The organism is Streptomyces exfoliatus (assembly GCF_000725545.1).
Lineage (GTDB): Bacteria > Actinomycetota > Actinomycetes > Streptomycetales > Streptomycetaceae > Streptomyces > Streptomyces exfoliatus.
Map to the genome: position 1 here is coordinate 63,283 of NZ_JNZP01000025.1, position 25,417 is coordinate 88,699.

26 protein-coding genes are annotated in these 25,417 nt (G+C 71.1%); 9 read left to right on the plus strand and 17 right to left on the minus strand.

Going from position 1 to position 25,417, the window contains the following annotated elements:
• Positions 1 to 62: 62 nt before the first annotated feature.
• From folE to dacB, 6 genes are all read right to left on the minus strand, one after another.
• Positions 63 to 668 (minus strand): GTP cyclohydrolase I FolE, encoded by a 606-nt coding sequence (gene folE / locus IO20_RS0126925; RefSeq protein WP_030554514.1) that lies wholly within the window; start codon positions 666 to 668, stop codon positions 63 to 65.
• A gap of 101 nt (positions 669 to 769) precedes the next feature.
• Entirely contained in the window at positions 770 to 2,788 is a 2,019-nt protein-coding gene (ftsH, locus tag IO20_RS0126930) for an ATP-dependent zinc metalloprotease FtsH (RefSeq protein ID WP_030554512.1), read from the minus strand.
• Positions 2,789 to 2,959: 171 nt separating this feature from the next.
• Positions 2,960 to 3,499 (minus strand): hypoxanthine phosphoribosyltransferase, encoded by a 540-nt coding sequence (gene hpt, locus IO20_RS0126935; RefSeq protein ID WP_030219931.1) that lies wholly within the window; start codon positions 3,497 to 3,499, stop codon positions 2,960 to 2,962.
• A gap of 41 nt (positions 3,500 to 3,540) precedes the next feature.
• Positions 3,541 to 4,539, minus strand: a complete 999-nt coding sequence (tilS, locus tag IO20_RS0126940) for a tRNA lysidine(34) synthetase TilS (protein ID WP_030554510.1) — start codon at positions 4,537 to 4,539, stop codon at positions 3,541 to 3,543.
• 208 nt (positions 4,540 to 4,747) lie between these two features.
• Entirely contained in the window at positions 4,748 to 5,887 is a 1,140-nt protein-coding gene (locus IO20_RS0126945; protein ID WP_030554508.1) for a zinc-dependent metalloprotease, read from the minus strand.
• Positions 5,888 to 5,991: 104 nt separating this feature from the next.
• On the minus strand, positions 5,992 to 7,395 hold the full coding sequence (gene dacB, locus IO20_RS0126950) for a D-alanyl-D-alanine carboxypeptidase/D-alanyl-D-alanine endopeptidase (protein WP_031127718.1): 1,404 nt from the start codon (positions 7,393 to 7,395) through the stop codon (positions 5,992 to 5,994).
• Between the two features lie 102 nt (positions 7,396 to 7,497).
• On the opposite strand from dacB, the gene IO20_RS0126955 reads away from it, so the two are divergent.
• On the plus strand, positions 7,498 to 7,989 hold the full coding sequence (locus IO20_RS0126955; RefSeq protein WP_024758444.1) for an inorganic diphosphatase: 492 nt from the start codon (positions 7,498 to 7,500) through the stop codon (positions 7,987 to 7,989).
• Positions 7,990 to 8,106: 117 nt separating this feature from the next.
• The gene (locus IO20_RS0126960) at positions 8,107 to 9,777 is read left to right on the plus strand and encodes a threonine/serine exporter family protein (protein ID WP_030554506.1); all 1,671 of its coding nucleotides are present in this window, start codon (positions 8,107 to 8,109) and stop codon (positions 9,775 to 9,777) included.
• Positions 9,778 to 9,807: 30 nt separating this feature from the next.
• On the opposite strand, the gene IO20_RS0126965 is transcribed toward IO20_RS0126960, so the two are convergent.
• Entirely contained in the window at positions 9,808 to 10,509 is a 702-nt protein-coding gene (locus IO20_RS0126965; protein ID WP_030554505.1) for a DedA family protein, read from the minus strand.
• A 151-nt stretch (positions 10,510 to 10,660) separates the two neighbouring features.
• On the opposite strand from IO20_RS0126965, the gene IO20_RS0126970 reads away from it, so the two are divergent.
• The 3 genes from IO20_RS0126970 (at position 10,661) to gad (ending at position 13,915) form a co-directional block, all read left to right on the plus strand.
• Positions 10,661 to 11,029 (plus strand): YbjQ family protein, encoded by a 369-nt coding sequence (locus IO20_RS0126970; RefSeq protein ID WP_030554503.1) that lies wholly within the window; start codon positions 10,661 to 10,663, stop codon positions 11,027 to 11,029.
• A 131-nt stretch (positions 11,030 to 11,160) separates the two neighbouring features.
• A complete protein-coding gene (locus tag IO20_RS0126975) occupies positions 11,161 to 12,450 on the plus strand; it encodes an ion channel protein (protein ID WP_030554501.1) in 1,290 nt (429 codons plus the stop codon).
• A gap of 46 nt (positions 12,451 to 12,496) precedes the next feature.
• Positions 12,497 to 13,915: a glutamate decarboxylase gene (gene gad, locus IO20_RS0126980; protein WP_030554500.1), complete on the plus strand. Its 1,419-nt coding sequence runs from the start codon at positions 12,497 to 12,499 to the stop codon at positions 13,913 to 13,915.
• Between the two features lie 4 nt (positions 13,916 to 13,919).
• On the opposite strand, the gene IO20_RS41560 is transcribed toward gad, so the two are convergent.
• On the minus strand, positions 13,920 to 14,546 hold the full coding sequence (locus IO20_RS41560; protein WP_245685058.1) for a WD40/YVTN/BNR-like repeat-containing protein: 627 nt from the start codon (positions 14,544 to 14,546) through the stop codon (positions 13,920 to 13,922).
• Positions 14,547 to 14,605: 59 nt separating this feature from the next.
• On the opposite strand from IO20_RS41560, the gene IO20_RS41565 reads away from it, so the two are divergent.
• Positions 14,606 to 15,079, plus strand: coding sequence for a hypothetical protein (locus IO20_RS41565; RefSeq protein WP_245685059.1), 474 nt, complete (start codon positions 14,606 to 14,608; stop codon positions 15,077 to 15,079).
• Between the two features lie 235 nt (positions 15,080 to 15,314).
• On the opposite strand, the gene IO20_RS0126990 is transcribed toward IO20_RS41565, so the two are convergent.
• From IO20_RS0126990 to IO20_RS0127015, 6 genes are all read right to left on the minus strand, one after another.
• Complete coding sequence (locus IO20_RS0126990) at positions 15,315 to 16,079, minus strand: ABC transporter permease (protein ID WP_030554498.1); 765 nt, start codon at positions 16,077 to 16,079, stop codon at positions 15,315 to 15,317.
• The gene (locus tag IO20_RS0126995) at positions 16,076 to 17,050 is read right to left on the minus strand and encodes a daunorubicin resistance protein DrrA family ABC transporter ATP-binding protein (protein WP_030554497.1); all 975 of its coding nucleotides are present in this window, start codon (positions 17,048 to 17,050) and stop codon (positions 16,076 to 16,078) included. The genes IO20_RS0126990 and IO20_RS0126995 overlap by 4 nt, the downstream gene beginning before the upstream one ends.
• Positions 17,051 to 17,142: 92 nt before the next feature.
• Positions 17,143 to 17,814 carry a PadR family transcriptional regulator gene (locus IO20_RS0127000; protein WP_030554495.1) on the minus strand — a complete coding sequence of 224 codons (672 nt, stop codon included), beginning with the start codon at positions 17,812 to 17,814 and terminating at the stop codon, positions 17,143 to 17,145.
• Positions 17,815 to 17,861: 47 nt separating this feature from the next.
• Entirely contained in the window at positions 17,862 to 18,401 is a 540-nt protein-coding gene (locus IO20_RS0127005) for a DinB family protein (RefSeq protein WP_030554493.1), read from the minus strand.
• A 92-nt stretch (positions 18,402 to 18,493) separates the two neighbouring features.
• The gene (locus IO20_RS0127010; protein WP_030554491.1) at positions 18,494 to 19,951 is read right to left on the minus strand and encodes an aldehyde dehydrogenase family protein; all 1,458 of its coding nucleotides are present in this window, start codon (positions 19,949 to 19,951) and stop codon (positions 18,494 to 18,496) included.
• 85 nt (positions 19,952 to 20,036) lie between these two features.
• Positions 20,037 to 20,870, minus strand: a complete 834-nt coding sequence (locus IO20_RS0127015) for a helix-turn-helix domain-containing protein (RefSeq protein ID WP_030554489.1) — start codon at positions 20,868 to 20,870, stop codon at positions 20,037 to 20,039.
• A gap of 391 nt (positions 20,871 to 21,261) precedes the next feature.
• Between IO20_RS0127015 and IO20_RS0127020 the strand changes: the two genes are divergently transcribed.
• Entirely contained in the window at positions 21,262 to 21,771 is a 510-nt protein-coding gene (locus IO20_RS0127020) for an ATP-binding protein (RefSeq protein WP_030209330.1), read from the plus strand.
• Positions 21,772 to 21,900: 129 nt separating this feature from the next.
• Here the strand turns inward: IO20_RS0127020 and IO20_RS0127025 are convergent, their stop codons facing one another.
• Positions 21,901 to 22,113, minus strand: a complete 213-nt coding sequence (locus tag IO20_RS0127025; protein ID WP_030209327.1) for a DUF397 domain-containing protein — start codon at positions 22,111 to 22,113, stop codon at positions 21,901 to 21,903.
• A 214-nt stretch (positions 22,114 to 22,327) separates the two neighbouring features.
• Positions 22,328 to 22,492 (minus strand): 50S ribosomal protein L33, encoded by a 165-nt coding sequence (gene rpmG, locus IO20_RS0127030; RefSeq protein WP_030209324.1) that lies wholly within the window; start codon positions 22,490 to 22,492, stop codon positions 22,328 to 22,330.
• 64 nt (positions 22,493 to 22,556) lie between these two features.
• Here rpmG and rpmB point away from each other — a divergent pair, with 64 nt between their 5' ends.
• Positions 22,557 to 22,793: a 50S ribosomal protein L28 gene (gene rpmB, locus IO20_RS0127035; RefSeq protein WP_030209322.1), complete on the plus strand. Its 237-nt coding sequence runs from the start codon at positions 22,557 to 22,559 to the stop codon at positions 22,791 to 22,793.
• On the plus strand, positions 22,793 to 23,098 hold the full coding sequence (gene rpsN / locus IO20_RS0127040; RefSeq protein ID WP_030554487.1) for a 30S ribosomal protein S14: 306 nt from the start codon (positions 22,793 to 22,795) through the stop codon (positions 23,096 to 23,098). Before rpmB ends, rpsN begins: the two co-directional genes overlap by 1 nt.
• 77 nt (positions 23,099 to 23,175) lie before the next feature.
• Here rpsN and IO20_RS0127045 read toward each other — a convergent pair whose 3' ends face one another.
• Positions 23,176 to 25,314 (minus strand): FUSC family protein, encoded by a 2,139-nt coding sequence (locus IO20_RS0127045; protein ID WP_030554484.1) that lies wholly within the window; start codon positions 25,312 to 25,314, stop codon positions 23,176 to 23,178.
• Between the last annotated feature and the right edge of the window lie 103 nt (positions 25,315 to 25,417).

The following is a 25,417-nucleotide window of genomic DNA, read 5'->3' on the forward strand; positions in this document are numbered from 1 at the left end:
CCTTGCTCAGTGATCAACTCCACTGATCGGGGACGGTATGGAGCAAGGCGGGCAGCCCGCTACTAACGGGCCAATATCAGGGACATAGCCTCAGCGCGTGTAGTAGCGTCACGAAGTTGACCACGTACGGCCGAGGTGGTCGTTTTCGCGCCCGGCTTACGGACGCCACGCAGCGCCATGCACATGTGTTCGGCCTCGATAACGACGATCGCACCACGGGCTTCGAGGATGCGCATCAGCGAGTCGGCGATCTGCGTGGTCAGGCGCTCCTGCACCTGCGGACGGCGGGCGAAGACGTCCACGAGGCGGGCCAGCTTCGACAGGCCGGTAATTTTGCCCGATTCAGCCGGAATATATCCAATGTGAGCTACGCCGTGAAATGGCAGCAAATGATGTTCACATTGGGACGTCAGTTCGATATCTTTCACCAGGACCATCTCATCGTGGCCCAGGTCGAACGTCGTCGTCAGAACATCCTCGGGCTTCTGCCACAGCCCCGCGAAAAGCTCCTTGTACGCCCGCGCCACCCGCGCCGGCGTCTCCCGCAGACCCTCGCGGTCCGGGTCCTCGCCGACCGCAATGAGGAGCTCTCGTACGGCGTTCTCGGCGCGCTTTTCGTCGAATACGCCGATCGTGCCCTCGCCGTCCAGCGTCACCGGGTCGGTCATCCTGTGCCTCGTTCCGTCTGACTGTGTGCGCGCGAAATAGCCGCGCCCCCACAGGCTAGAACCTGTGGGGGCGCGGCAGCCATTCCGGGGTGCCGGGGGCGTCAGTCCTCGGGAGTCTCCACGGGGGCGATCTCGATGCCCTTCGTGGTGTCGACCGTCGGGGTCGCCGAGCCGTTCGCGCTGTTCGTCAGGGCCAGCTCCTTGGGGGAGAGCACCGGCGGACGCGTGGACGGGGTACGGCGGCTGGAGCCGGTCCAGGCCGGGCGGGCCGGGCGCTTGACGATGGTGGAGAAGATCTCGGCGATCTCCTCCTTGCCCAGCGTCTCCTTCTCCAGAAGGGCGAGGACCAGGTTGTCGAGGACGTCACGGTTCTCGACGAGGATCTCCCAGGCCTCGTTGTGCGCGGTCTCGATGAGCTTCTTGACCTCTTCGTCGACCAGCGCCGCAACCTCTTCCGAGTAGTCGCGCTGGTGCGCCATCTCACGGCCGAGGAACGGCTCGGTGTTGTCGCCACCGAACTTGATGGCGCCGAGACGCTCGGTCATGCCGTACTGCGTGACCATCGCACGGGCCGTGGCGGTGGCCTTCTCGATGTCGTTCGCCGCGCCCGTGGTCGGGTCGTGGAAGACGAGCTCCTCGGCAGCGCGGCCGCCCAGCATGTAGGCCAGCTGGTCGAGCATCTCGTTGCGCGTGGTCGAGTACTTGTCCTCGTCCGGCAGGACCATCGTGTAGCCCAGGGCACGGCCGCGGGACAGGATGGTGATCTTGTGGACGGGGTCGGAGTTCGGCGAGGCCGCCGCCACCAGGGCGTGTCCGCCCTCGTGGTACGCGGTGATCTTCTTCTCCTTGTCCGACATGATCCGGGTCCGCTTCTGCGGGCCCGCGACCACACGGTCGATCGCCTCGTCCAGCGAGTGGTTGTCGATCAGCTTCTTGTCCGAACGGGCGGTGAGGAGCGCCGCCTCGTTGAGGACGTTGGAGAGGTCCGCGCCGGTGAAGCCGGGGGTGCGTCGGGCGACGGCGCCGAGGTCGACGTCCGGGGCGACCGGCTTGCCCTTCTGGTGGACCTTGAGGATCTCCAGGCGGCCCAGCATGTCCGGACGGTCGACGGCGATCTGCCGGTCGAAGCGGCCGGGGCGCAGGAGCGCCGGGTCGAGGATGTCGGGCCGGTTCGTGGCGGCGATCAGGATGACGCCGCCCTTCACGTCGAATCCGTCCATCTCGACGAGGAGCTGGTTGAGGGTCTGCTCGCGCTCGTCGTGGCCGCCGCCGAGGCCGGCACCGCGGTGGCGTCCGACGGCGTCGATCTCGTCGACGAAGACGATGGCGGGCGCGTTGGCCTTGGCCTGTTCGAAGAGGTCGCGGACCCGGGAGGCACCGACGCCGACGAACATCTCGACGAAGTCGGAGCCGGAGATCGAGTAGAAGGGCACGCCGGCCTCGCCGGCGACGGCGCGCGCGAGGAGCGTCTTGCCGGTTCCGGGCGGGCCGTAGAGCAGGACGCCCTTGGGGATCTTGGCTCCGACGGCCTGGAACTTCGCGGGCTCCTGGAGGAATTCCTTGATCTCGTGGAGTTCCTCGACGGCCTCGTCCGAGCCGGCGACGTCGGCGAAGGTGGTCTTCGGCGTGTCCTTGGTGATCAGCTTCGCCTTGGACTTGCCGAACTGCATGACGCGGGAGCCGCCGCCCTGCATCTGGTTCATCAGGAAGAGGAAGACGACCACGATGAGGACGAAGGGCAGGAGGGAGAGCAGGATCGAGACGAAGGGCGACTGCTTCGTCGGGGAGACGGTGTAGCCCTTCTCGATCTGCCCGGCCTCGAACTTCTCCTGGAGCTTGTCGGCGATGTCCACGCCCTGGCTGCCGATGTAGCTGGCCTGGACCTTGCTGCTCTTGTCGATCTTCTGGCCGTCGATGAGCTCGATCTTGATGATCTGCTCGTCACCGGTGGTGACCTTTGCCTGCTTGACCTGGTTCTTGTCGATCGCCTGGACGACCTTGCCGGTGTCCACCGTCTTGTAGCCCTCGGACGAGCCGACGACCTGCATCAGCACGACCACGGCGAGGACGGCCAGCACGATCCACATGACCGGCCCACGGAAGTATCGCTTCACGTCCATCCATACGGAGCGAGAACGCTCCGTCCCTCCTGCCCGTAGGAAAATGCTGCTGTGAGAGCTGCAGTGTGAAAAAGCTGTTCTTCGGACGGTACCTCAGCATCGACGCCGACGACCGCCTTCCCGTGGTTCAACGGGGGGAAGGCGGCCGGGGTTCCCCGTACGGGCGGATGTTCAGCCGCCGTAGACGTGCGGGGCGAGCGTGCCGACGAACGGAAGGTTCCGGTACTTCTCGGCGTAGTCGAGGCCGTAGCCGACGACGAACTCGTTGGGGATGTCGAAGCCGATCCACTTGACGTCGATCGCGACCTTGGCGGCCTCGGGCTTGCGCAGGAGCGTGCACACCTCGAGGGAGGCGGGCTCGCGCGAGCCGAGGTTCGAGAGCAGCCAGGACAGCGTCAGGCCGGAGTCGATGATGTCCTCGACGATCAGGACGTGCTTGCCCTTGATGTCGGTGTCGAGGTCCTTGAGGATGCGGACGACGCCCGAGGACTGGGTGCCGGCGCCGTAGGAGGAGACGGCCATCCAGTCCATGGTGACGGGGGTGGAAAGGGCGCGAGCCAGATCCGCCATCACCATCACGGCGCCCTTGAGGACGCCGACGATGAGCAGGTCCTTGCCCGCGTATTCCGCGTCGATCTTCGCGGCCAGCTCTGCCAGCTTGGCGTCGATCTCTTCCTTGGTGATGAGCACCGACTGGAGGTCGGTGCCCATGTCCTTCTCGTTCACCCGGGTCACTTTCGTTGCAGCGTGCGTCAGCCTTGCCGGATGACCAGTCTGCCACCCTGCCGACGGGCTTCGACGCGACCGGGCAGGTTGATGGCCCCTTGGCCGCGCCAGCCGGTGATGAGCCGGTCGACTTCTTCGATGTGCCGGGCGAAGAGCGAGCCGGCGGGCGCGCCCTCGGCGATGACGGCGCGGCGCAGGACGCGGCGGCGTACGGCGGGGGGCAGGCCGAAGAGCTTGGCGCATTCGAGGGCGCCCGCCTCGTCGCGTACGGAGGTCTCGGCGTCGGCGGCCCAGGTGTCGAGGGCGTCGGCGTCGTCGCGGGAGAGCTGGGCCGTTCGGGCGAGGGCTTCGACGACGCCTTTGCCGAGGGCCTTCTCGAGGGCGGGGAGGCCTTCGTGGCGGAGCCGGGAGCGGGTGTAGGCGGGGTCGCTGTTGTGGGGGTCGTCCCAGACGGCGAGTTCCTGTGCGACGCAGGCCTTGCGGACGGTCTGGCGGTCGAGCTGGAGGAAGGGGCGCCGGTAGCGTCCGGCGGCGCCGGAGACGGCGGCCATGCCGGAGAGCGAGCGGATGCCGGAGCCGCGGGCGAGGCCGAGCAGGACGGTTTCGGCCTGGTCGTCGCGGGTGTGGCCGAGGAGGACCGCGGCGGCTCCGTGGCGTTCGGCTGCGGCGTCGAGGGCCGCGTACCGGGCGTCGCGGGCGGCGGCCTCGGGGCCTCCTTCGCGGCCGACGGTGACGGCGACGGCCTCGACGGGGGTGAGGCCGAGGGCGGTCATGCGTCCGGCGACGTCGTCGGCGCGGGTGTCGGAGCCGTGCTGGAGTCCGTGGTCGACGGTGATGCCGCCGGCGCGCAGGGGGAGTTTGCGGGCCTCGAAGGCGAGGGCGGAGGCGAGCGCCATCGAGTCGGCGCCTCCGGAGCAGGCGACGAGCACGAGCGGTTCGTCGCCGGTGGTGTGTTCGGTGAGGACGTCGTGGAGTACGCGGCGGACCGCCAGGCGTATCGCCGCGACCGCAGGATGGGGACCCATGTCCGGTGCCCTTCGTGATGGGGGTGGGGTGCCTCGGTCGGAGTCTTAACGGTCGGAAAGGGGGGTTCGGTCACTCAGAGTGCGTCGATGGTGACAGAAACCCGGCCGTTACCCGAGCATTGCACGCCTCACCCCATGCTCAGGGTCCCTCGGATGGGTGATTGGTGGGCTGTTCCGACGTGTCCCCGTGTCGTCTGCCGCACCCGTCTCAGGAGTCTGCCTTACGGTGCACCCTCGCGATCCAGTCGGCGGGGGCGGCGATCTCGGTCTTGGTGGGAAGCGTGTTGGGGGAGGTCCACACGCGGTTGAAGCCGTCCATGCCGACCTGGTCGACGACGGCGCGTACGAAGCGCTCGCCGTCGCGGTACTGGCGGAGCTTGGCGTCGAGTCCGAGGAGCTTGCGGAGGGCGAGGTCGAGGCGGGAGGCGCCGCGGGCCCTTCGTGCCTGGAACTTCTCGCGGATCTCGGCGACGGTGGGGACGACCTGGGGGCCCACGCCGTCCATGACGTAGTCGGCGTGGCCTTCGAGGAGCGACATGACGGCGGTGAGGCGGCCGAGGATCTCGCGCTGTTCGGGGGTCTGGACGAGTTCGACGAGGGACGGGGAGGGTTCGCCCTCCTCGCCTTCGGGGCGTCCGCCGGCGAGGGCCTGGACGGCTTCGCGGAGGCGTTCGACGACGGTGCCGGGGTCGACGTCGGTGGCGGCGAGGAACGACTGGATCTCGCCCTGGAGGTGGTCGCGGAGCCAGGGGACGCCGGTGAACTGGGTGCGGTGGGTTTCCTCGTGGAGGCAGACCCAGAGGCGGAAGTCGTGCGGGTTGACGTCGAGTTCGCGTTCGACGTGGACGATGTTGGGGGCGACGAGGAGGAGCCGTCCGCCGCCGTTGGCGCCTGCGGGGAGTTCGCGGGTGGCGGGGGCGAAGGTCTCGTACTGGCCGAGGATGCGGGAGGCCAGGAACGACAGGAGCATGCCGAGTTCGACGCCGGTGACCTTGCCGCCGACGGCGCCGAGCACGGCGCTGCCGGGGGTGGCGGAGCGGCGTTCCTGCATCTTGCCGATGAGCGGGGTGAGGAGTTCGCGGAAGCCGGCGACGTTGGCCTTGATCCAGCCGGCCCGGTCGACGACGAGGACGGGGGTGTCGTGCGGTTCCGTGCCCTCGGGGATCATCCGCGTGTAGGCGCGGACGTGTTCCTCCGAGGCCTTGGCGTGCCTGCGGAGTTCGGCGACGACCTCGCGGGCCTCGTCGCGGCTGACTTCGGGTCCGGGCCGCACGAGGCGGGTCGCGGTCGCGACCGCGAGGTTCCAGTCGACCATCCCGGATGTGCCTGCGCCACCGATGCTCGTCATGTGTCAACCGTACGGTCTCGGCGCCTGTTCGGTGAGGGTTCGGGGCGGGTCGGACACGGGTGGGGTGGGGGCGGCCGGGGGTCCCGCGGGTGGTCGGTGCGTGGTCAGCGCTGTCCGGCGAGGGCCGCGGAGAGGCGGTCGAGGGCGGGCTGCGCCTCGTACGGGGAGAGGGTGCGGCCGGCGAGGAACGCGAAGGCGAGGAGGCGGCCGTCGGCGGTGACGACGGTGCCGGCGAGCGTGTTGACGCCCGTGAGGGTGCCGGTCTTGGCGCGGACGAGTCCGGCGCCCGCGGTGGCGGGTGCGGTGCCGAAGCGGTCGGCGAGGGTGCCGGTGAAGCCGCCGACGGGCAGTCCGGTGAGGAGGGGGCGCAGGGCGGGATGCGCGGGGTCGGCCGCCCGGGTGAGGAGGGCGGTGAGGAGGGCGGCGGAGACGCGGTCGCGGCGGTCGAGTCCGCTGCCGTCGGCGAAGCGGGCTCCGGCGACGGGGAGGCCGAGCCGGGCGAGTTCGTCATGTACGGCCCTGGCGGCGCCGTCGAAGCTCGCGGGCTGCTTCCTGGCGAGGGCGGTCTGCCGGGCGAGGGCTTCGGCGAGGTCGTTGTCGCTGTGGGTGAGGGTGCGCTCGACGAGGTCGTTGAGGGGGGCCGATTCGGTACGGGCGAGGGGGGCGGCCTTCGGGGCGCGGCCGGGTGTGGGCTCGCCGGTGACCTTGGTCCCGGCCTCGGTGAGGAGGGCGGCGAAGGCTCTGGCGGTGTCGCCCGCCGGGTCGGCGGTGCGGGGTGCGGGGCCGCTGCGGCTGTCGTCGAGGCGGCCCCCGGTGGTCATGAGGGCGACGACGGGAGCGATGTTCTCGTTGGGGCCGATGGGGTGGAGCGTGGCGCCCGGGTAGAGGCTCGTGTCGTAGGTGAGGCGTACGGAGGTGTGGCCGCGCTTCTTCAGGGCCCGTGCGGTGTCGGCTGCGAGGGCCTTCAGGCGGGCCGGGTCGAGGGTCGGGTCGCCGCCGCCGGTGAGGGTGACGGTGCGGCCGTCGGGGGCCGCGGTGACGGTCGTGGGGATGCGGTGGTCGGGTCCGAGGGCGGAGAGGGCGGCCGCCGCGGTGGCGATCTTGACCGTGGAGGCGGGGGTCATGGGAGTGCCGGCGCCCTCGCCGTACAGCTGCTCGCCGGTGGCGGTGTCGACGACGGAGGCGGTGCGGAGCGGTCCGAGGCCGGGGTCGGCGAGCAGGGGGACGAGGAGCGCGGCGAGGTCCGCCGGGCGCCCGCCGGGGGCGGGGGCGTGCAGGGCGGTCAGGACCCCGGGCGCGCTGGGGGCGGGGGCGGGGCGCCGGGGCGGGGCGGGCGCGGGGGCCGGGGCGTGATGTGCGCCACCCGCCTGCGGGGCGGCGGCGCGGGCCCGCTCGGCCGTACGCTGACCCGAGTCCCACGGACCGGCCGCGGTCACCGCTACGGCGGCCAGGGCCAGTCCGAGGGCGGCGGAGCCCGCCGTGAGCTGCCACATCCTCGGCTCGGGCATTGCTGACCAGCCCCTTTCGCGATCACACACATGCGTGAGGGACACTTAATCACCGCGCGTCGTCGCGAGCATTCACTTGTGTTGATTCAGGAGGAGCCACCCGTGGAGTTCGACGTTCTCATCGAGATCCCGAAGGGATCGCGGAACAAGTACGAGGTCGACCACGAGACGGGTCGCATCCGCCTGGACCGTCGTCTCTTCACGTCGACGGCCTACCCGACCGACTACGGCTACGTCGAGAACACCCTCGGCGAGGACGGTGACCCGCTGGACGCGCTCGTCATCCTCGACGAGCCCACGTTCCCGGGCTGCCTGATCAAGTGCCGCGCCATCGGCATGTTCCGCATGACGGACGAGGCGGGCGGCGACGACAAGCTGCTGTGCGTCCCGGCCACGGACCCGCGCATGGAGCACCTGCGGGACATCCACCACGTCGCGGAGTTCGACCGCCTGGAGATCCAGCACTTCTTCGAGGTCTACAAGGACCTGGAGCCGGGCAAGTCGGTCGAGGGTGCCGACTGGGTCGGCCGCGCCGAGGCCGAGGAAGAGATCGAGAAGTCGTACGCGCGCGCCAAGGAGCAGGGCGGTCACTGAGCCCCCCGTTCCGATCGTGTGAAAAGGCGGTGCACCTCTTGGGGTGCACCGCCTTTCGCACGTCCGTCGCATGCCCATACTGGAATCCACGATTCCCTGGGGAGTGAGGCGGACAGAGTGGTGGCGGAGCCGGACGGCTCGAAGAACGGTCCGGAAGAGGCTCCGGAGGACCGGAAGCCGCAGTCGGACGAGGCGCGGAGCGCGTTCGTGCCGCCGGCCGGCGTGGAGCAGCCCGCGCCGCCGGAGGAGGAGCATCCGACCTCCGAGTTCGCCCTCCCTCCAGGACTCACGACGGAGCCGCCGGCCGAGCCGGAGGGTTCGGCGTTCGCGACGCCCGCGACCTACTCGGCCAAGAACTCGCCGCCCGCCTTCACCCCGGCGTACGGGGTGCCGCTGGTGCGGATGTCGCAGGACGCGCCGTGGCAGGACCGGATGCGGACCATGCTGCGGCTGCCGGTGGGTGAGCGGCCGGTGCCGGAGGCGCCGCGCAAGGAGGACGAGTCGGGTCCTTCGGTGCCGCGTGTGCTCGACCTGACGCTGCGCATCGGCGAGCTGCTGCTGGCGGGCGGGGAGGGCGCGGAGGACGTCGAGGCGGCGATGTTCGCCATCTGCCGTTCGTACGGTCTCGACCGGGTCGAGCCGACGGTGACCTTCACCCTGTTGGCCGTCACGTACCAGCCGTCCCTCGTGGACGATCCGATCACGGCGAACCGGACGGTACGGCGCCGGGGAACGGACTACACGCGGCTCGCGGCGGTGTACACGCTGCTCGCCGACATCAACGCGCAGGCCCACGAGGTGACGCCCGAGGAGGCCTACCGGCGGCTCGCGGAGATACGGCGCAACCGGCACCCGTACCCGGGCTGGGTGCTCACGTCGGCGGCCGGGGTGCTGGCCGGTGCGGCCTCGGTGCTCCTCGGCGGCGATACGACGGTCTTCTTCGTGGCGGCGCTCGGCGCGGTGCTCGGTGACCGGCTGGCGTGGTTCTGCGCGGGGCGCGGGCTGCCGGAGTTCTACCAGTTCCTGGTGGCGGCGATGCCGCCGGCGGCGATGGGTGTGCTCCTGACGCTGCTGCACGCGGATCTGCGGCCGTCGGCGGTGATCACGGGTGGCCTGTTCGCGCTGATCCCGGGGCGGGCGCTCGTGGCGGCGGTGCAGGACGGTCTGACCGGTTTCTACATCACGGCGTCGGCCAGACTCCTGGAGGTCGCGTACTTCTTCGTCGCGATCGTGGTGGGTGTGCTGTCGGTGCTCTACATCGCCGTGCAGTTCGACGCGCAGCTCAATCCCGAGGGTGCGCTGCGGGCGGTGGAGCGGCCGGTGACGCAGATCCTGGCGTCGATGGTGCTGTGCGCGACCTTCGCGATCCTGTTGCAGCAGTCGCGGTCGACGGTGCTGTTCGCGACCCTGAACGGCGGGGTGGCGTGGGTGATCTACGCGTCGATCGCGGTGACCGCGGAGGGCTCCGCGGTGATGGCGACGGCGGTGGCGGCGGGTCTGGTGGGGCTCTTCGGGCAGCTGATCGCCCGCTACCACCACACGTCGTCGCTGCCGTACGTGACGGCGGCGATCGGCCCGCTGCTGCCCGGTTCCGCGACGTACTTCGGGGTGCTCGCGATCGCCCAGAACAACCTGGACCAGGGCTTCGCGTCGCTGGCGAAGGCGGCGGCCCTGGCCCTGGCGATCGCGATCGGGGTGAACCTGGGAGGCGAGCTGGCCCGCCTCTTCATGCAGGCCCCGGGCGCGGCCGCGGCGCGGCGTGCGGCGAAGCGCACCCGGGGGTTCTGAGGGCTTTCTCTGGGCGCCGGCCCGTGGACCTCAGCGCTTGGCGTGGCGGCCGCGGGGGTTCTGGGGGTTGGCGGTGCCGGGGGCGTCGTGGTCGCCCCGCGTCTGCTCCTTCTTGGACTGGGAGCGGGCCCTGAGGAACTCGATCACGATCGGGATCACGGAGATCAGGACGATGCCGATGAGGATCATCTCGATGTGCCTGTGCACGAAGTCGATCTTGCCGAGGGAGGCGCCGAGCAGGGTCACGCCCGCGCCCCACAGCACGCCGCCGATGATGTTGAACGTGATGAACGAGCGGTAGTTCATGCGGCTGACGCCGGCGATGATCGGCGTGAACGTCCGCACGATGGGGACGAAGCGGGCCAGGATCAGCGACTTCGGGCCGTGCTTCTCGAAGAACTCGTGGGCCTTCTCGACGTTCTCCTGCTTGAAGAGCTTCGAGTCGGGCCGCTTGAAGAGGGCCGGGCCCACCTTCCGGCCGAAGAGGTAGCCGACCTGGTCGCCGATGATCGCGGCGGCCACGATCAGGGTGCAGACCATCCACAGCGGCTGGTCGAGCTTTCCTGTGGTGACGAGCAGGCCGGTGGTGAAGAGCAGCGAGTCGCCGGGCAGGAAGAAGCCGATGAGGAGTCCGGACTCGGCGAAGACGATGACGAGGACACCGATCAGACCAAAGGTCTGGATCAGATAGTCCGGGTCCAGCCAGCTCGGTCCGAGGGCAAGCGTGTTCACGGGTTCCGGGCTCCTGCGGTCGGTGGGGGCATGGGGGACGGGCTGGCCCCAAGCTATCAACGCGAGCGGAACGCCCCCGGTTCCACCCGGGGTCCACGGGATGCGGACGGGCCGTCCGCCCCTGAGGCTGGGGGTCAGGAGGTGTATGCCGATGGGCATCGAGGAGTACGGAGGCGGCCAGGGGCCGCATCCCGACGTGCTGGTCGTGACGACGAACGACGTGCCGGGGTTCGAGGTCCGGCAGGTGATCGGCGAGGTCTTCGGCCTCACCGTCCGTTCCCGTCACCTGGGCAGTCAGATCGGCGCCGGTCTGAAGTCGATGATCGGCGGGGAGCTGAAGGGCCTGACGAAGACCCTGGTGGAGACCCGCAACCAGGCGATGGAACGCCTGGTGGAGCAGGCTCAGGCGCGCGGCGCGAACGCGGTGCTGATGTTCCGCTTCGACGTGACGGAGGCGGCGGACGTGGGCACGGAGGTCTGCGCGTACGGCACGGCGGTGGTCATCGCGCCACGCGCCTGAACCGGACGGCGGGGATCGGACTCTTCGGGGCCGGTCCGGTTCGTGTGGCGGCCTGACGCGTCGTGAGGTGCACGTCCGTTCGGTCCCGGTCTCGGGGTGTTATGAGGCATTCGTTCACTTATGGTGGGGCGGTGGCTGCCGATCATGCTCCGCCCCCGTCGTCGCCCCCCGCCCACGAGGCCCCGCTGCGGGTCCTCCTGCCGCTGGTGCTTCCCGCGCTCGTGGTCGGGGTGGGGGCGGGTCTGCTGTTCCTCGGGATCAGCGCGCTCTCGGAGGAGTTCCAGGACGTCCTCTGGCACGACCTGCCGGACGCCCTCGGCATCGGTGGCTACTCCTCCCTCTGGATCATCACCATGCTCACGGCGACCGGCATCGCCGTGGGCCTGGTCATCTGGAAGGTGCCCGGGCACGCCGGTCCGGACCCGGCCTCCGAAGGCCTCGGCGGACCACCGCTCGCCCCCATGGTCGTACCGGGACTGCTGCTCGCGAGCGCGCTCGGACTCGCCGGCGGCGTCAGCCTCGGCCCCGAGAACCCCATCATCGCGTGCAACATCGCCCTCGCCTACTGGCTCGGCCGCAAGGCCGCTCCCGCAGTGCCGGGCGCCGTCTGGGTCGCCCTCGCCTCGGCCGCCACCATCGGCGCCCTCTTCGGCACCCCCGTCGCCGCCGCCCTCGTGATCTCCGAGGCCCTCACGGGGCAGCCGGGGCCCGGCTCCCTCTGGGACCGGCTCTTCGCCCCGCTCGTCGCCGCCGGCGCCGGCGCGATGACCACCCAGCTCCTCGCCGAACCCAGCTTCGACCTGGGCCTCCCGCCCCTCACGGACCCCGGCTGGGGCGATCTCCTCGCCGCCGTCGTCATCGCCTCCGCCGCAGCCGTCTTCGGCCTCGCCTCCTGCTATCTGTTCCCCTACGTCCACGCCGCCTTCCGACGCCTGCGCCACCCGATGGTGATGCTGCCCCTCGGCGGCCTCGTCCTCGGCCTCCTGGGCGCCCTCGGCGGGCAGCTGACCCTCTTCAAGGGCCTGGAGGAGGTCAAGGAACTCACCTCCTCGGTCGGCGCCTGGTCCTCGGGCGAGCTCGCCAAGTTCGCCGTGATCAAACTCCTCGCCCTCCTCGTCGCCGCCTCGTGCGGCTTCCGGGGCGGCCGGATCTTCCCCGCCGTCTTCATCGGCGCCGCCTTCGGCCTCCTCGCCCAGGCCCTCGTCCCCGAGGTCCATCCGGCGGTCGCCGTCTCCTCCGCGGTCCTCGGCGTCCTGCTCGCCACCACCCGGCAGGGCTGGATCAGTCTCTTCACCGGCGCCGTCCTCGCCTCCTCCCCCGCGATGCTCGCCCTGCTCTGCCTCGCCTCCCTGCCCGCCTGGCTGATCGTCACCGGCCGCCCCCAGCTCGAACTCGACAAACGGGGCAACGCCCTGCGCTGAGCCCATTCCCCCCGCCGCCCCGCCCCTCCGGACCGAAGGAGTTCCCATGCCGCTGCACCAGGGTCCCGCCGCCTCCCCCTCCCAGCCGGAACGACGGCTCGCGCTCAACCCCTTCTTCGGGGAGGCCGACCCGGTCGGCGGCATGACCGAGGCCCCGCCCCACCACCGGCTGCCCGACGGGCCCCTGCCCCCGGCGAGCGCCTATCAGCTCGTCCACGACGAGCTGATGCTCGACGGCAACTCCCGGCTCAACCTCGCCACCTTCGTCACCACCTGGATGGAGCCCCAGGCCGCGGTGCTGATGGCCGAGTGCCGCGACAAGAACATGATCGACAAGGACGAGTACCCGCGCACCGCCGAACTGGAGCGCCGCTGCGTCGCCATGCTCGCCGACCTGTGGAACGCCCCGGACCCGGCCACGGCCGTCGGCTGCTCCACGACCGGCTCCAGCGAGGCCTGCATGCTGGCCGGCATGGCCCTCAAGCGCCGCTGGGCCCAGCGGAACGCCGACCGCTATCCGGGCTCGGCCCGCCCCAACCTGGTGATGGGCGTCAACGTCCAGGTGTGCTGGGAGAAGTTCTGCAACTTCTGGGAGGTCGAGGCCCGGCTCGTCCCCATGGAGGGCGACCGCTTCCACCTCGACGCCGAGTCCGCCGCCGCGCTCTGCGACGAGAACACCATCGGAGTCGTCGCCGTCCTCGGCTCCACCTTCGACGGCTCCTACGAACCGGTCGCCGAGATCTGCGCCGCTCTGGACGCGCTCCAGGAACGGACCGGTCTCGACATCCCCGTCCACGTCGACGGCGCCTCCGGCGCCATGGTCGCCCCCTTCCTCGACGAGGACCTGGTGTGGGACTTCCGGCTCCCCCGCGTCTCCTCCATCAACACCTCCGGTCACAAGTACGGCCTGGTCTACCCGGGCGTCGGCTGGGCCCTGTGGCGCTCCCCCGCCGAACTCCCCGAGGAACTCGTCTTCCGCGTCAACTACCTGGGCGGCGACATGCCCACCTTCGCCCTCAACTTCTCCCGTCCGGGCGCCCAGGTCGTCGCGCAGTACTACACCTTCCTCAGGCTCGGCCGGGAGGGCTACCGGGCGGTGCAGCAGACCTCCCGGGACATCGCCCGGGGCCTCGCCGAACGCATCGAGGCCATGGGCGACTTCCGGCTCCTCACCCGCGGCGACCAACTGCCCGTCTTCGCCTTCACCACCGCTCCCGACGTCACCTCCTTCGACGTCTTCGACGTGTCACGGCGGCTGCGCGAACGGGGCTGGCTGGTCCCCGCCTACACCTTCCCCGCCGACCGCGAGGACCTGTCCGTCCTGCGCGTGGTCTGCCGCAACGGCTTCTCGGCCGACCTGGCCGGACTCCTCGTGGAGGACCTGAACCGGCTGCTGCCCGAACTCCGGCGCCAGTCCGGCCCCTTCACCCACGACAAGAGCGCGGCGACCTCCTTCCACCACTGAACGGTCAGGGCGCCCGGTTCTCACAGGCCAGACCGAACTCCGACCACCGCACCCCGTCGCGGGTCAACTCGTACCGGCAGCTCGACGACTCGCGCAGCAGCCCGAGCGGGGTGCGGCGGGTGTGGTGGCCTCCCTCGTCGAGCGGGACGAAGGTGCGGCCGCCGTCCATGCTCCGGTAGCCCGCCCGCTCCCCGCCGATCTCGACCCGGCCACCGGGCCCCGGGACCGGCAGGCCAAGGAGCGTGCGCGGCTGCGCGGTCGGGCCCGTGGTCCACATCCGCTGCCACGTCCTGCCGCCGTCGAGAGACCTGTGCAGCGCCCGCATCGGGTTCTTGACGGGCTCACCGCCCGTCAGCTCCCCCATCTCCGCCGCGTACACCGCGTCCGGGCCCACCGCGACCGACGTGTACCACCCGTGGCCGGTGGCCGGCGGGCTCGGCAGCCGGCCGACCGACCAGGAGCGCCCCCCGTCGCGGGAGACGGCGACCGCCGCCCGCCCCGACAGCGGGTCCGTGCCGGAGACCCACCAGGATCCGTCGGGCTCCGGCTGCCCCGCGGGCAGGGGATGCGCCCCGAGCAGCGGCACCCTGGCCAGCGCCCGGCGCCGCCCGTCCCGGGGCGAGACGACCACGAGACGCTCCCGCTCGCACGCGTCGGGATGGCCCCCGGGGGGGCGAGGCGCACTCGGTGGTGAGCACCGCGCCCGCGGGTATCTCCGGGGTCGTCCCGACCGTACGCCGGTCCACCGCCCGCCAGGTGCGGCCGCCGTCCCGGGTGAACCAGTTCCGCGCGCCCGGGGGCTCGACGCCCCCGTCCTCGATGAGCGCCCGGCCCGGCCCGAGCGCGAGCAGGTGGGCCGAGATGCCGTCCGTCCCCGTGGTCCGGGGCAGCGGGGACTTCCGAAGCACCCACTCCTTCGCCCCGGTGTCCCGCACGGCCACGTGCTGCCGGCAGAAGCCGGTCTCGGGCGTCGCCGGGTCGCTCACGCACTCGGCGAGCAGCGCGAACCCGCTGCCGTCCCGCGCGAGGCCCAGGCTGTGCGCCTCACCGGGCAGCCCCGGCGCGGACGGTATCCGCGGCGGCGCCCCGAACGTCCCCGGCGGCGCGGAAGCCGCCGAACCGGAGGGGCCCGGGGCACCCGACGAACCGGGGGCACCCGTCTGACGCGCCGAACCCGACGAACCCGAGGCCCCTGGCCCCGTCCCCGTTCCCTCCCCCGTCCCCGTACACCCCGCCAGTACCACCAACGCCCACACCGTCACCAGCGCCACTACGGCGCCGGCCACCCCACCCACCGGCCTGCGCATCGCACGTCCCCCTGTCCTCCCCGGGGCGGTCCGCGGTGAACCGCTGCTTTCAATACACCGCTCGCCGCCCCCGGGTTCCCACCTCCGCGCCGCTACTTCCCCAGCCGCCCGAACCTCCGTACCGCGAGCGGGAAGAAGAGCACCAGGAGCACCACGGGCCACACCACCGCGGCCCAGATCTGCCCCGGTTCGCCGCCCGGGTTCCCGAAGAGCTCACGGACCGCCGTCGCGGTCGCCGACATCGGGTTCCACTCCACGAACGTGCCGAGCCAGCCCGGCATCGAGTCCGGCGACGCGAAGGCGTTGGACAGGAACCCGATCGGCCAGACCAGGATCTGCACCGCCTGCACCAGCTCGGCCCGCCCGGCGACCAGTGCGAGGAAGATCCCGATCCACAGCATCGCGAAGCGCAGCAGGAGCAGCAGTCCCAGGGCCCCCAGGGTGCTTCCGAGGCCTCCGTTCGCCCGCCAGCCGATCGCGTAGCCGACCCCGACCATCACCAGGAGTCCGACCGTCGACTGGAGCATGTCGGCGGCGGACCGCCCCACCAGCACCGCCCCGTCGGTCATCGGCATGGAGCGGAACCGGTCGATCACGCCCTTGTTCAGGTCCTGCGTCACCGCCGTCATGGTGCCTTCGAGCCCGAACACCATGGTCAGGGTGAGCATCCCGGGCACCAGGAAGTCGACGTAGTCACCCTCGACGCTCCGCCCGCCGCCGACCAGGTAGCCGAACATCAGCAGCATCATCACCGGGAACACGAGCCCGACCAGGACCTGCACCGGCTGCCGCGCCCAGTGCGCCAGCTCCCGGCGGGTCATCGTCCAGCAGTCGCTCACCACGTACGCCGCGCTCATGCCGCCACCTCCTTCCGCCGGGACGCGTCCCGGCCCGGCTCCCCGTCGGTCAGATGCAGGAAGACCTCGTCGAGCGTCGGCCGCCGCAGGGCGATGTCCTCCGCCTCGATCCCGGCCTCCCCGAGGGCCCGTACGGTCGCGGTCAGCGAGGCCATCCGGTCCGCCACCGGCGCGCTGAGCCGCCGCCGGTCGACGTCCACGCCGACCTCTGCCCGCGCCGCGGGCAGCAGCCCCGCCGCCTCTTCGAGCCGCGCCGCGTCCCGTACGACCACGTCGATGCGGTCCACGCCGACCCGTGCCTTGAGCTCGTCGGCCGTGCCGTCCGCCACGACCCTGCCCTGGTCCACGACCGAGATCCGGTCGGCGAGCTGGTCGGCCTCCTCCAGGTACTGGGTGGTGAGCAGCACCGTCGTACCGCCGCCGACGAGGGAGCGGACCGACTCCCAGACCTCGCCGCGACCCCGGGGGTCGAGACCGGTCGTCGGCTCGTCGAGGAAGAGCACCTCGGGCTCCGTGATCAGCGAGGCCGCCAGGTCGAGCCGGCGCCGCATGCCGCCGCTGAACTGCTTGACGGGCTTGCGGCCGGTGTCGGCGAGGCCGAAGCGTTCCAGGAGCTCGTCGGCCCGGATCCCGGCGCGGCGCGCGCCCAGGTGGTGGAGCCTGCCGAACATCTCCAGGTTCTGCCGGCCTCCCAGCTCCTCGTCGAGGGCCGCGTGCTGTCCGAGCAGCCCGATGCGCCGCCGTACCTCCCGGGCCTCGGTCCGTACGTCGTGCCCCGCCACCCGGACCACGCCCTCGTCGTGACGCAGCAGGGTCGCCAGGATCCGTACCGTCGTGGTCTTGCCCGCGCCATTGGGGCCGAGCAGGCCGTGGACGGTGCCGCGTCCGACGGTCAGGTCGAGGCCCGCGAGGGCGTCCTTCTCGCCGTACCGCTTGCGTGCGCCCTCCACGAGGATCGCGTCCCTGTTCATATCCGATTCCTCCCGAAAACGCCTTAGTCAAATTTGACCACTTGCCACCGACGGAGGAAGGTATGCCCTCGCAGGCTTCTAGTCAACCTTGATTAGTCGACGGATTCCGCCGCATCGGCCGGCCGGATCCCCGCCGCCTGCTCCGCCTGCCCCGTCGCGAACGGGTTCTCCTGGCCCTCGGCGAGGACGCCCACGAAGGGCTCCCCCTCGCCGGCGAACACGTACGCCCCGCCCTCGATCCGCTCGATCAGGCCGAGCGTCCACTCCTTGCCGGCGTCGGCCGAGTGCACCCACAGGTGCATGATCTCGCCGATGTGCCCGAGCTGGCCGGGGCCGCCCTCCGGCGTGTAGTACTCGGTGACCGCCGCCCGCCACTCGTCGAGCGCCCGCACCCGCCGGCGCAGCAGCTCCGCCGCCTCCTCGCGGGGCAGGTCCACGATGAAGCCGATGCCGGCCGACAGGACGTCCATCTTCTGGTCGTACGTGGTCAGCGCCTCGCGCAGCAGCGTGAAGTACTCCTCCGTACCGAGGTCCGTCAGCTCGTACTCGACGCGCGGCGGCCCGCCCACCGTGCTCGGCGCCACCTCGTACGCGTGCAGCAGTCCCTGCTTCGCCATCTGCTTCAGCGCGTGGTAGATCGAGCCGGGCTTGGCGTGGGACCACTCGTGCGCGCCCCAGTACTCCAGGTCGTTGCGCACCTGGTAGCCGTGGGCGCGGCCGTGCTGCTTGACCGCGCCCAGGACGAGAAGACGGATCGCCGACATCCCACGTACCTCCTAGTCAATTTTGACCAGGGTACGCGCGCGCGTGGTCACCGCCCCTGCTCCTCCGCGATCAGGTCGAAGGAGCCCTTGCCGTCCAGGGACTCGCGGATGATGTCCGCGTGGCCGGCGTGCCGGCCCGCCTCCTGGACGAGGTGCAGCAGCATCCAGCGGACCGACACCCGGCCGTCCTTCGGGAACCAGGGCGCCTCCGGCAGCGGGAAGGTGTCGTCCAGGTCCGGCACGGAGCGGACGAAGTCCTCGGTCTCCTTCGCCACGCCCGCCCAGAACTCCACGATCTCCGGGATCGTCTCCTCGTCCACGAGCCGGAAGGCGTCACCCCAGGTCTCCTGGGTGCGCTGCCGCTCGTTCGGCCGTTGCTGCGCCAGCCGGAGCCAGTTCAGCTCGACCTCGGCGACGTGCTTGAGCAGGCCGGAGAGGCTCAGCTCGCTGGCGCTGGGCCGGCTCGCCGCCTGCTCCTCGGTGAGTCCGAGGAGCGAGCGGCGGATCGCGGCACGCTGGGCCTCGATGAAGTTGAGGAGCGCGCCGCGCTCGTCACCGTGGGCCTCCGTGGGAACAAGGGCAACCATGATGTCCGCCTTCCGTACGTCCGTGTCCGTGGACCTTCTCGACACCGACCACGCTACGGAGGCTTGCGGACAGCATGCGTCCTAAAGTGCGATCAGAAGGGGAAACGGCTCCGGCCGTGCTGGATCGAGATCCACTTCTGGGTGGTGAACACGTCCACCATCGCGTCGCCGTTGAGCCGTCCGATGCCCGAGTGCTTCTCGCCGCCGAAGGGCACGATCGGCTCGTCGTGCACGGTGCCGTCGTTGATGTGGATCATGCCGGTGTGGATGCGCTTGGCGATCCGCACGCCCCGCTCGACGTCCGCCGTGTGGACGGCGCCGCTGAGCCCGTACGGGGTGTCGTTGGCGATCCGTACGGCCTCCGCCTCGCCGTCGAAGGGGACGATCAGGGCCACCGGGCCGAAGATCTCCTGGCCCAGGATCGGGGCGTCCGGCGCGAAGCCGGTGAGGACCGACGGGGAGACGAGGTTGCCTTCCACCGTGCCGTGCAGCAGCGCCGTCGCACCGGCCGCCACCGTCTGGTCGACGAGCGAGGAGACGGCCTCCGCCTGCTGGGAGTTGATGAGCGGACCGATGTGGGTGGCGGGGTCGGCCGGGTCGCCGACGCGCAGGGTCTTCACCTTCGCCACGAACTTATCGGTGAACTCCTCCTCCAGGCTGCGGTCCACCAGGATGCGGTTGGCCGCCATGCAGACCTGGCCCTGGTGCACGAAGCGGCTGAAGACCGCCGCGTCCACCGCGTAGTCGACGTCGGCGTCGTCGAGGACGATCAGGGCGCTGTTGCCGCCGAGTTCGAGGACGGCGTGCTTGAAGTTCTGCGCGCAGACCGTGGCGACGTGGCGGCCGACCTTGTCGGAGCCGGTGAAGGAGATGACCTTCGGGACCGGGTGAGTCAGGAGCGCGTCGCCGATCTCGGCGATGTCGGTGACCACGACGTTGAGCAGACCGGCCGGCAGACCGGCCTCCTCGAACACCTTGGCGACGAGCGTGCCGCCGCAGATCGGGGTGTTCTGGTGCGGCTTGAGGACGACCGCGTTGCCGAGCGCGAGCGCGGGCGCGACCGACTTGATCGAGAGGAGGAAGGGGAAGTTGAACGGCGAGATGACTCCGACGACGCCGACCGGGACGCGGTAGACGCGGTTCTCCTTGCCGTCGACCGGCGACGGCAGGATGCGGCCCTCGGGGCGCAGCGCGAGGTGCACCGCCTCGCGCAGGAACTCCTTGGCGAGGTGCAGCTCGAAGGCCGCCTTGAGACGGGTGCCGCCGAGCTCGGCGACGATCGTCTCGGCGATCTCCTCCTCGCGGTCCTCGATGATCCGCAGCGCCCGCTCGAAGACGAGGCGGCGGGCGTACGGGTTGGTCTCGGCCCACTCGGTCTGGGCGCGCTCGGCGGCCCGGTAGGCGCGGTCGACCTCACCGGCGGTGGCGACGGTGATCGACGCGAGCTTCTCCCCGGTGTACGGGTTGAAGTCGATGATGTCCCACGAGCCGCTGCCCGGCTTCCACTCGCCGTCGATGTACTGGTGGGCCAGGTCGGTGAAGTGCGACATGGATCGAGACCCCTCTACCCGCTCTACCTCTGCACGGATGACAGAAGTGACGTCGGAACTGATGTCACGTCATCGTACTGATGTGTCAGGTGAGTTGAAGGATGCCCCGGAGAAGATCACGACTTTCGGCCGGATCCGGTGCGTCCTTCTGGAGCCGCTCCATCGCCCGTTCGTACTGGGCGACCTCCTCGCGCTTGTCGAGGTAGAGGGCGCTGGTGAGCTGTTCCAGGTAGACGAGGTCGGAGAGGTCGGACTCGGGGAAGCGCAGCATCGTGAAGGCGCCGCTCTCGCCCGCGTGGCCGCCGAAGCTGAAGGGCATGACCTGGAGCGTGACGCCCGGGTGCTCGGACATCTCGATCAGGTGCCTCAACTGCCCCTGCATGACGGCCCGGTCACCGTACGGGCGGCGCAGCGCGGCCTCGTCGAGGACGACGTGGAACTGCGGGGCGCGCTCGGAGACGAGGACCTTCTGCCGTTCGAGGCGCAGGGCGACCCGCCGGTCGATCTCGGCGTTCGGGGCGCCGGGCATGCCCCGGCTGACGACGGCCTGGGCGTACGCCTCGGTCTGCAACAGGCCGTGGACGAACTGCACTTCGTAGACGCGGATGAGGGAGGCCGAGCCTTCCAGGCCGATGTACGTCTGGAACCAGCCCGGCAGGACGTCGCCGTAACTGTGCCACCAGCCGGCGATGTTGGCCTCACGGGCGAGCCCGAGGAGCGAGCCGCGCTCGGCCTCGTCCCCGACCCCGTACAGCGTGAGCAGATCCTCGACGTCCCTGGCCTTGAAGCTCACCCGTCCCAACTCCATACGACTGATCTTGGATTCGGACGCGCGGATGGAATAGCCGGCCGCCTCGCGGGTGATCCCGCGCGACTCGCGCAACCGCCTCAACTGGGAGCCCAGCAGGATGCGCCGCACCACGCTCCCGCTCGTTCCGCTCGATTCGCCTGCGGTCACGGCTCTCAGCCTCCCCTTTACGGTGTCGAGCCCCCGTCGAGCCCCGGATTCTGCCACCAAACGCTTCAGCGCGTACACATTCGATTACGGAAAGGCGGCGAGTTCCGGGCACCGGCGCGTGCGGCGCGGGCGGATACCGGGGTCGCCGCCCCGAAGTTTCTCGGAAGTTTCCCGGAACCTGTGGATGACTTATGCACAGATTAGGCACGGGGGCGGACAGGTCAGGCGCGTGCACGTGCATCTGCCCTTGCATCCAGTGGTCGCATTCGGAACCATGGAGCCCGCGCAGCCGCGTACTCGTTCGTGTTGTCGTGTTGTCGCACCACAGTCGCGATTCCCGGGAGTGCCTCGCATGGGGACGAATGGATCGACCGTGCTCGAGCCGTTACGGCAGGGCCTTCCGCCGATCGATCCCGGCGCCGTCTCCACCTCGGCCTCCTGCGCTCTGCCCGCACGGTACGAAGCCGTGCGCGGGGCCCGGAAGTTCACCAGCGCGACACTGGACCGCTGGGAACTCACCGAGCGCTTCGACGACGTGGCCCTGGTCGTCTCCGAACTCGTCACCAACGCGCTCCGCCACGCGGTGCCCGCCGACGCGCCCCCGGAAGAAGGCCAGAACCCACCGGTTCGGCTGCACCTGATGCGCTGGTCCTCGCGCCTGGTGTGCGCCGTGCGCGACCCGAGCCAGGAGAGCCCGGAGGCGCGCGCCGGCGAGGAGGACTTCGCCGCCGAGTCGGGACGCGGGCTGTTCCTCGTGGACTCGTTCAGCGACAGCTGGGGGTGGCACCCCCTCGCCGGAACCCTGCGGGGCAAGGTGGTGTGGGCGCTGTTCCGGGTCGGACCGGAGCAGGGCACGACCTGAGCGGGACATGACCCACACGGACACGGACAAGGACATGAGAAGGGCCCGGGCGGATACCGCCCGGGCCCTTCTCATGTCCGGTCCGTACGAACGGACCTCGGAGGTCCGGTCCGCACGAGCGGCGAGATCTCAGACCAGGTGGTCGAACTCCCCGTCCTTGACGCCGAGCAGGAGCGCCTCTATCTCCGCGGGCGTGTAGACGAGAGCGGGGCCTTCGGGGTGACGCGAGTTGCGTACGGCAACGTTTCCCCCCGGCAGTTTGGCGAACTCCACGCAGGACCCCTGGGAGTTGCTGTGCCTGCTCTTCTGCCACTGGACACCTCGCAGCTCCGTGGCCGCCATGCCGTTGTACGCGTGATGCGCAGGATGCACTGGTAGCTCCCCGAGTTGCGTGGTGCAGTAGTCAACTTCCTCGGATCATAGCCGTGTTCACCAGGTCGATGCATGAGCAGATGCACGTGCACGGGGGGTGGCGTAGTGGCTACGCCACTCAGCGTGCTACTCGCCGGTAGGCGGGAGCGACGCGGGTACGCCGACAGAGGGCGCCCCTAGACGGTCAGCGCTCCTCCCTGAAGTCGACGTGCCGGCGCACGATCGGGTCGAACTTGCGCAGGGTGAGGCGGTCGGGGTCGTTGCGGCGGTTCTTCCGCGTGACGTAGGTGAATCCGGTGCCGGCCGTGGACCGGAGCTTGATGACGGGGCGGAGTTCGTTGCGTGCCATGGCGTGTAGAGTAAATGAAAATGGTTCCCATTTTCCAATGTCTCGACGGAGAGGTAGGTCACCCGTGTCCGCCCACTGCCAGCTGACCGGAGCACGCCCCGGATTCGGCAACCGGATCTCGCACTCCCACCGGCGCACCTCACGCCGCTTCGACCCCAACATCCAGCACAAGCGCTACTGGCTGCCCGGCGAGGGCCGGTACGTCCGGCTCACCCTCAGCGCCCGCGCGATCAAGACCGTCGACACCATCGGCGTCGAGGCCGCCGTGGCCCGCATCCGCGCGCGCGGAGGGAAGGTCTGATGGCCAAGCGCAGCAAGATCGCCCGCAACGAGCACCGGAAGACGGTCGTGGCGCGGTACGCCGAGCGGCGGGCCGAGCTGAAGGAGACCATCCGCCGCCCCGGAACCCCCGCCGCGGAACGCGAGGCGGCGGTGCGGGAACTGAACCGCCAGCCGCGGGACGCGAGCGCCACCCGGGTCCGCAACCGCGACGCCGTGGACGGCCGCCCGCGCGGCCACCTGCGGAAGTTCGGCCTGTCCCGGGTCCGGGTCAGGGGGCAGGCGCACGCGGGGTTCCTTCCGGGGGTGCGCAAGGCTTCTTGGTGAGAGGCGGACGCCCGGTGGGGTCGCGGGGCTCCGCGCCGCCCCGCGGGCGATGAGCCGGCCGGCCAGGACCGCCGGGCTCACCGCGCGCGCGTGGACTCCATCAGCGCCGTCGTGACCTCGTCCAGGGCCTCCAGGAGCAGCGTGGCGCCCTTGTGCAGCAGGAAGTGGTCCGGCGGGTCGTCCGACCAGGCGTCCAGCGTCTCGCGCAGGTCGTCCCAGTGCGGCTCCTTGTGTTCCCGTACCTCCTTGGCGCCCCGTTCCGTCGCCCGGTGCAGGGACTCCGCGAGGGTCGCGGCGGGCGGCAGGGGCGGAGCGCCGTGTTCCGGCAGGTGTGCCTCCAGGAGCATCGCCACCCGCCCGAACTCCGCGAGCGCGTGGTCGGCCTGCTCCACCGCCGCGTGCGAGAGGCCCCGGTGCCGTACCGGTTCGTGCGTCGCGCGCTCCACCGCCTCCTGCCAGGCGATCCTGGCCGCCCGGGTGTCGAGGAGCGCCTCCCGTACGTCGGGGCTGCCCGTACCCGCCGGATCGGCGTACCGCGCCGTGACGACCGCCGCGTACCGGCCGACCGCCGCCAGCCAGTCCGCGAGCCGGGCGCGCAGCCTGGGCGTCTCCCAGGCCGGGTAGACGGCGTACGCGAGCATCGCGAGGACCCCGCCGAGCAGGGTCAGCGTCACCCGGTCCCGCACGGTCTGGGTCAGGCCGGCGCCCTCCATGCCGAGCAGGAACACGACGTACGCGGCGACGAAGACCTGACCGGCCGCGTACCCCGACCGCATCAGCAGGTACATCGCGAAGGCGCACACCACCGCGAGCGCCGCCGACAGGTACGTGCCCGGGTCCGCCGACCTCACCACCGCCGTCGCCAGGGCCACGCCGACCAGGGTGCCGCCGAACCGCGCCACCGAGCGCGCGTACGTCTGCGAGAAGTCCGGGCGCATGACCATCACCGAGGCCATCGGCGCCCAGTAGCCGTGCCCGAAGGGGAGCGCGGCGCCGAGGAGGTATCCGGCGGCCGTGACCAACGAGACGCGGATCGCGTGGCGCAGCACCGGGGAGTCCCGGCGCAGCTCGCCGCGGGCCTTCGCCACGACGAGCGGCGCGAGGCGGACGAGGGTGGGGCGGGCGCGGGTGGATGCGGGGGCGTGGCCCGTGGTTGTTGGGGTTGTTGGGTTTACTGGGGTCTCCGTGGCCCCCATGGCCCTCGTGGCTTCCGTGGCCTCCGTGGTCTCCGTCCTCGGCTCCGCCGTCTCGACGACGTCGCCGAGCAGCGCGGCGAGCCGGAGGGCGGCGCGGCGGGACGGGCCGGTGAGGATCGCGTGCGTGTCCGGGGTCCGGAGGACGGCGACGGCGGGCGGCGGAAGGGTGACCGGTTCGCCGTGCCGGATCGCGTGCGCCGCGGCGTCCAGCACCGCTGCCGCCGCCGCGAGCAGCTCCCGCACCCGGGCCCGTTGCGGACCCTCCTCCGGCACGCCGACCGCCGGGTCCGCGAGCGAGGCGAGCACCGGCCGGATGCGCTCCGCGAGACCCCGTGCCCCGTGCAGTTCCGCCGGGCGGCGGCGGGCCTGGCGTGGCGTCACGGCGGCGGCGCTGCGGGCCGTCATGAGCGGTACGGGGTCGAAAGGGGCCACCGGGTCGTGGCGGAGCCGGCGGGCGTAGTCGGCCTCGGCGGCGAGCGCGTCCGCGAGGGCGTCGCGCTGGGCGCCCCAGCGGCGGACCGGCAGCACGACGACCAAGGCGGCCTGGACGACACCGCCCGCGAAGATCATGACCGCGTGGCCGGCGGCGGTGGCGACGGAGGTGGGGAGGGTGACCGTCACCAGCATCATCGCCACGTTCGAGGAGGCGATGATGCCCGCGGTCGGGCCTGCGGCCCAGGCGAGCCCCGAGAGGAACGTCCAGAGGAGCAGCAGGGCGAGGAAGAAGGCCTGGTGGGCGCCCGTGAGATAGCCGAGGAACGTCGACACGGCGAGGCTGGCGCCCGAGGCGAGGGCGAGGGTGGGACGGGGGCGCCAGGAACGTTGGAAGGTGGCGATGGCCGCCTGGAAGGCGCCGAAGGCGGAGGAGGCGGCTACGGCGGGGCCGAACAGGGCGAGCGAGAAACCCACGACGAGGGCGAGGCCGAGGGCGGCGCGGGCGGCGATGGCGGGCTCGAGCCGTCGCCGCTCGACGGTGAGCCCGGAGCGGGCGGTCTCCTTCAACGCCCGGAGCCAGCTCATGGTCTGAGCGTATCCAGGATCGGGGCAGAACCATCGATTTCCCCCACCCCGCCCCTTCCCGAAACCCTGCCGGGGGCGGGCGGGGGGTTACTCAGGGGGCTCG

Coding starts and splice junctions, on each gene's coding strand:
- folE (WP_030554514.1), bottom strand. CDS start 668: ATGACCGACCCGGTGACGCTGGACGGCGAGGGCACGATCGGCGTATTC.
- ftsH (WP_030554512.1), bottom strand. CDS start 2,788: ATGGACGTGAAGCGATACTTCCGTGGGCCGGTCATGTGGATCGTGCTG.
- hpt (WP_030219931.1), bottom strand. CDS start 3,499: ATGGGCACCGACCTCCAGTCGGTGCTCATCACCAAGGAAGAGATCGAC.
- tilS (WP_030554510.1), bottom strand. CDS start 4,539: ATGGGTCCCCATCCTGCGGTCGCGGCGATACGCCTGGCGGTCCGCCGC.
- IO20_RS0126945 (WP_030554508.1), bottom strand. CDS start 5,887: ATGACGAGCATCGGTGGCGCAGGCACATCCGGGATGGTCGACTGGAAC.
- dacB (WP_031127718.1), bottom strand. CDS start 7,395: ATGCCCGAGCCGAGGATGTGGCAGCTCACGGCGGGCTCCGCCGCCCTC.
- IO20_RS0126970 (WP_030554503.1), top strand. CDS start 10,661: ATGGGCATCGAGGAGTACGGAGGCGGCCAGGGGCCGCATCCCGACGTG.
- gad (WP_030554500.1), top strand. CDS start 12,497: ATGCCGCTGCACCAGGGTCCCGCCGCCTCCCCCTCCCAGCCGGAACGA.
- IO20_RS0126990 (WP_030554498.1), bottom strand. CDS start 16,079: ATGAGCGCGGCGTACGTGGTGAGCGACTGCTGGACGATGACCCGCCGG.
- IO20_RS0126995 (WP_030554497.1), bottom strand. CDS start 17,050: ATGAACAGGGACGCGATCCTCGTGGAGGGCGCACGCAAGCGGTACGGC.
- IO20_RS0127000 (WP_030554495.1), bottom strand. CDS start 17,814: ATGTCGGCGATCCGTCTTCTCGTCCTGGGCGCGGTCAAGCAGCACGGC.
- IO20_RS0127005 (WP_030554493.1), bottom strand. CDS start 18,401: ATGGTTGCCCTTGTTCCCACGGAGGCCCACGGTGACGAGCGCGGCGCG.
- IO20_RS0127010 (WP_030554491.1), bottom strand. CDS start 19,951: ATGTCGCACTTCACCGACCTGGCCCACCAGTACATCGACGGCGAGTGG.
- IO20_RS0127020 (WP_030209330.1), top strand. CDS start 21,262: ATGGGGACGAATGGATCGACCGTGCTCGAGCCGTTACGGCAGGGCCTT.
- IO20_RS0127025 (WP_030209327.1), bottom strand. CDS start 22,113: ATGGCGGCCACGGAGCTGCGAGGTGTCCAGTGGCAGAAGAGCAGGCAC.
- rpmG (WP_030209324.1), bottom strand. CDS start 22,492: ATGGCACGCAACGAACTCCGCCCCGTCATCAAGCTCCGGTCCACGGCC.
- rpsN (WP_030554487.1), top strand. CDS start 22,793: ATGGCCAAGCGCAGCAAGATCGCCCGCAACGAGCACCGGAAGACGGTC.
- IO20_RS0127045 (WP_030554484.1), bottom strand. CDS start 25,314: ATGAGCTGGCTCCGGGCGTTGAAGGAGACCGCCCGCTCCGGGCTCACC.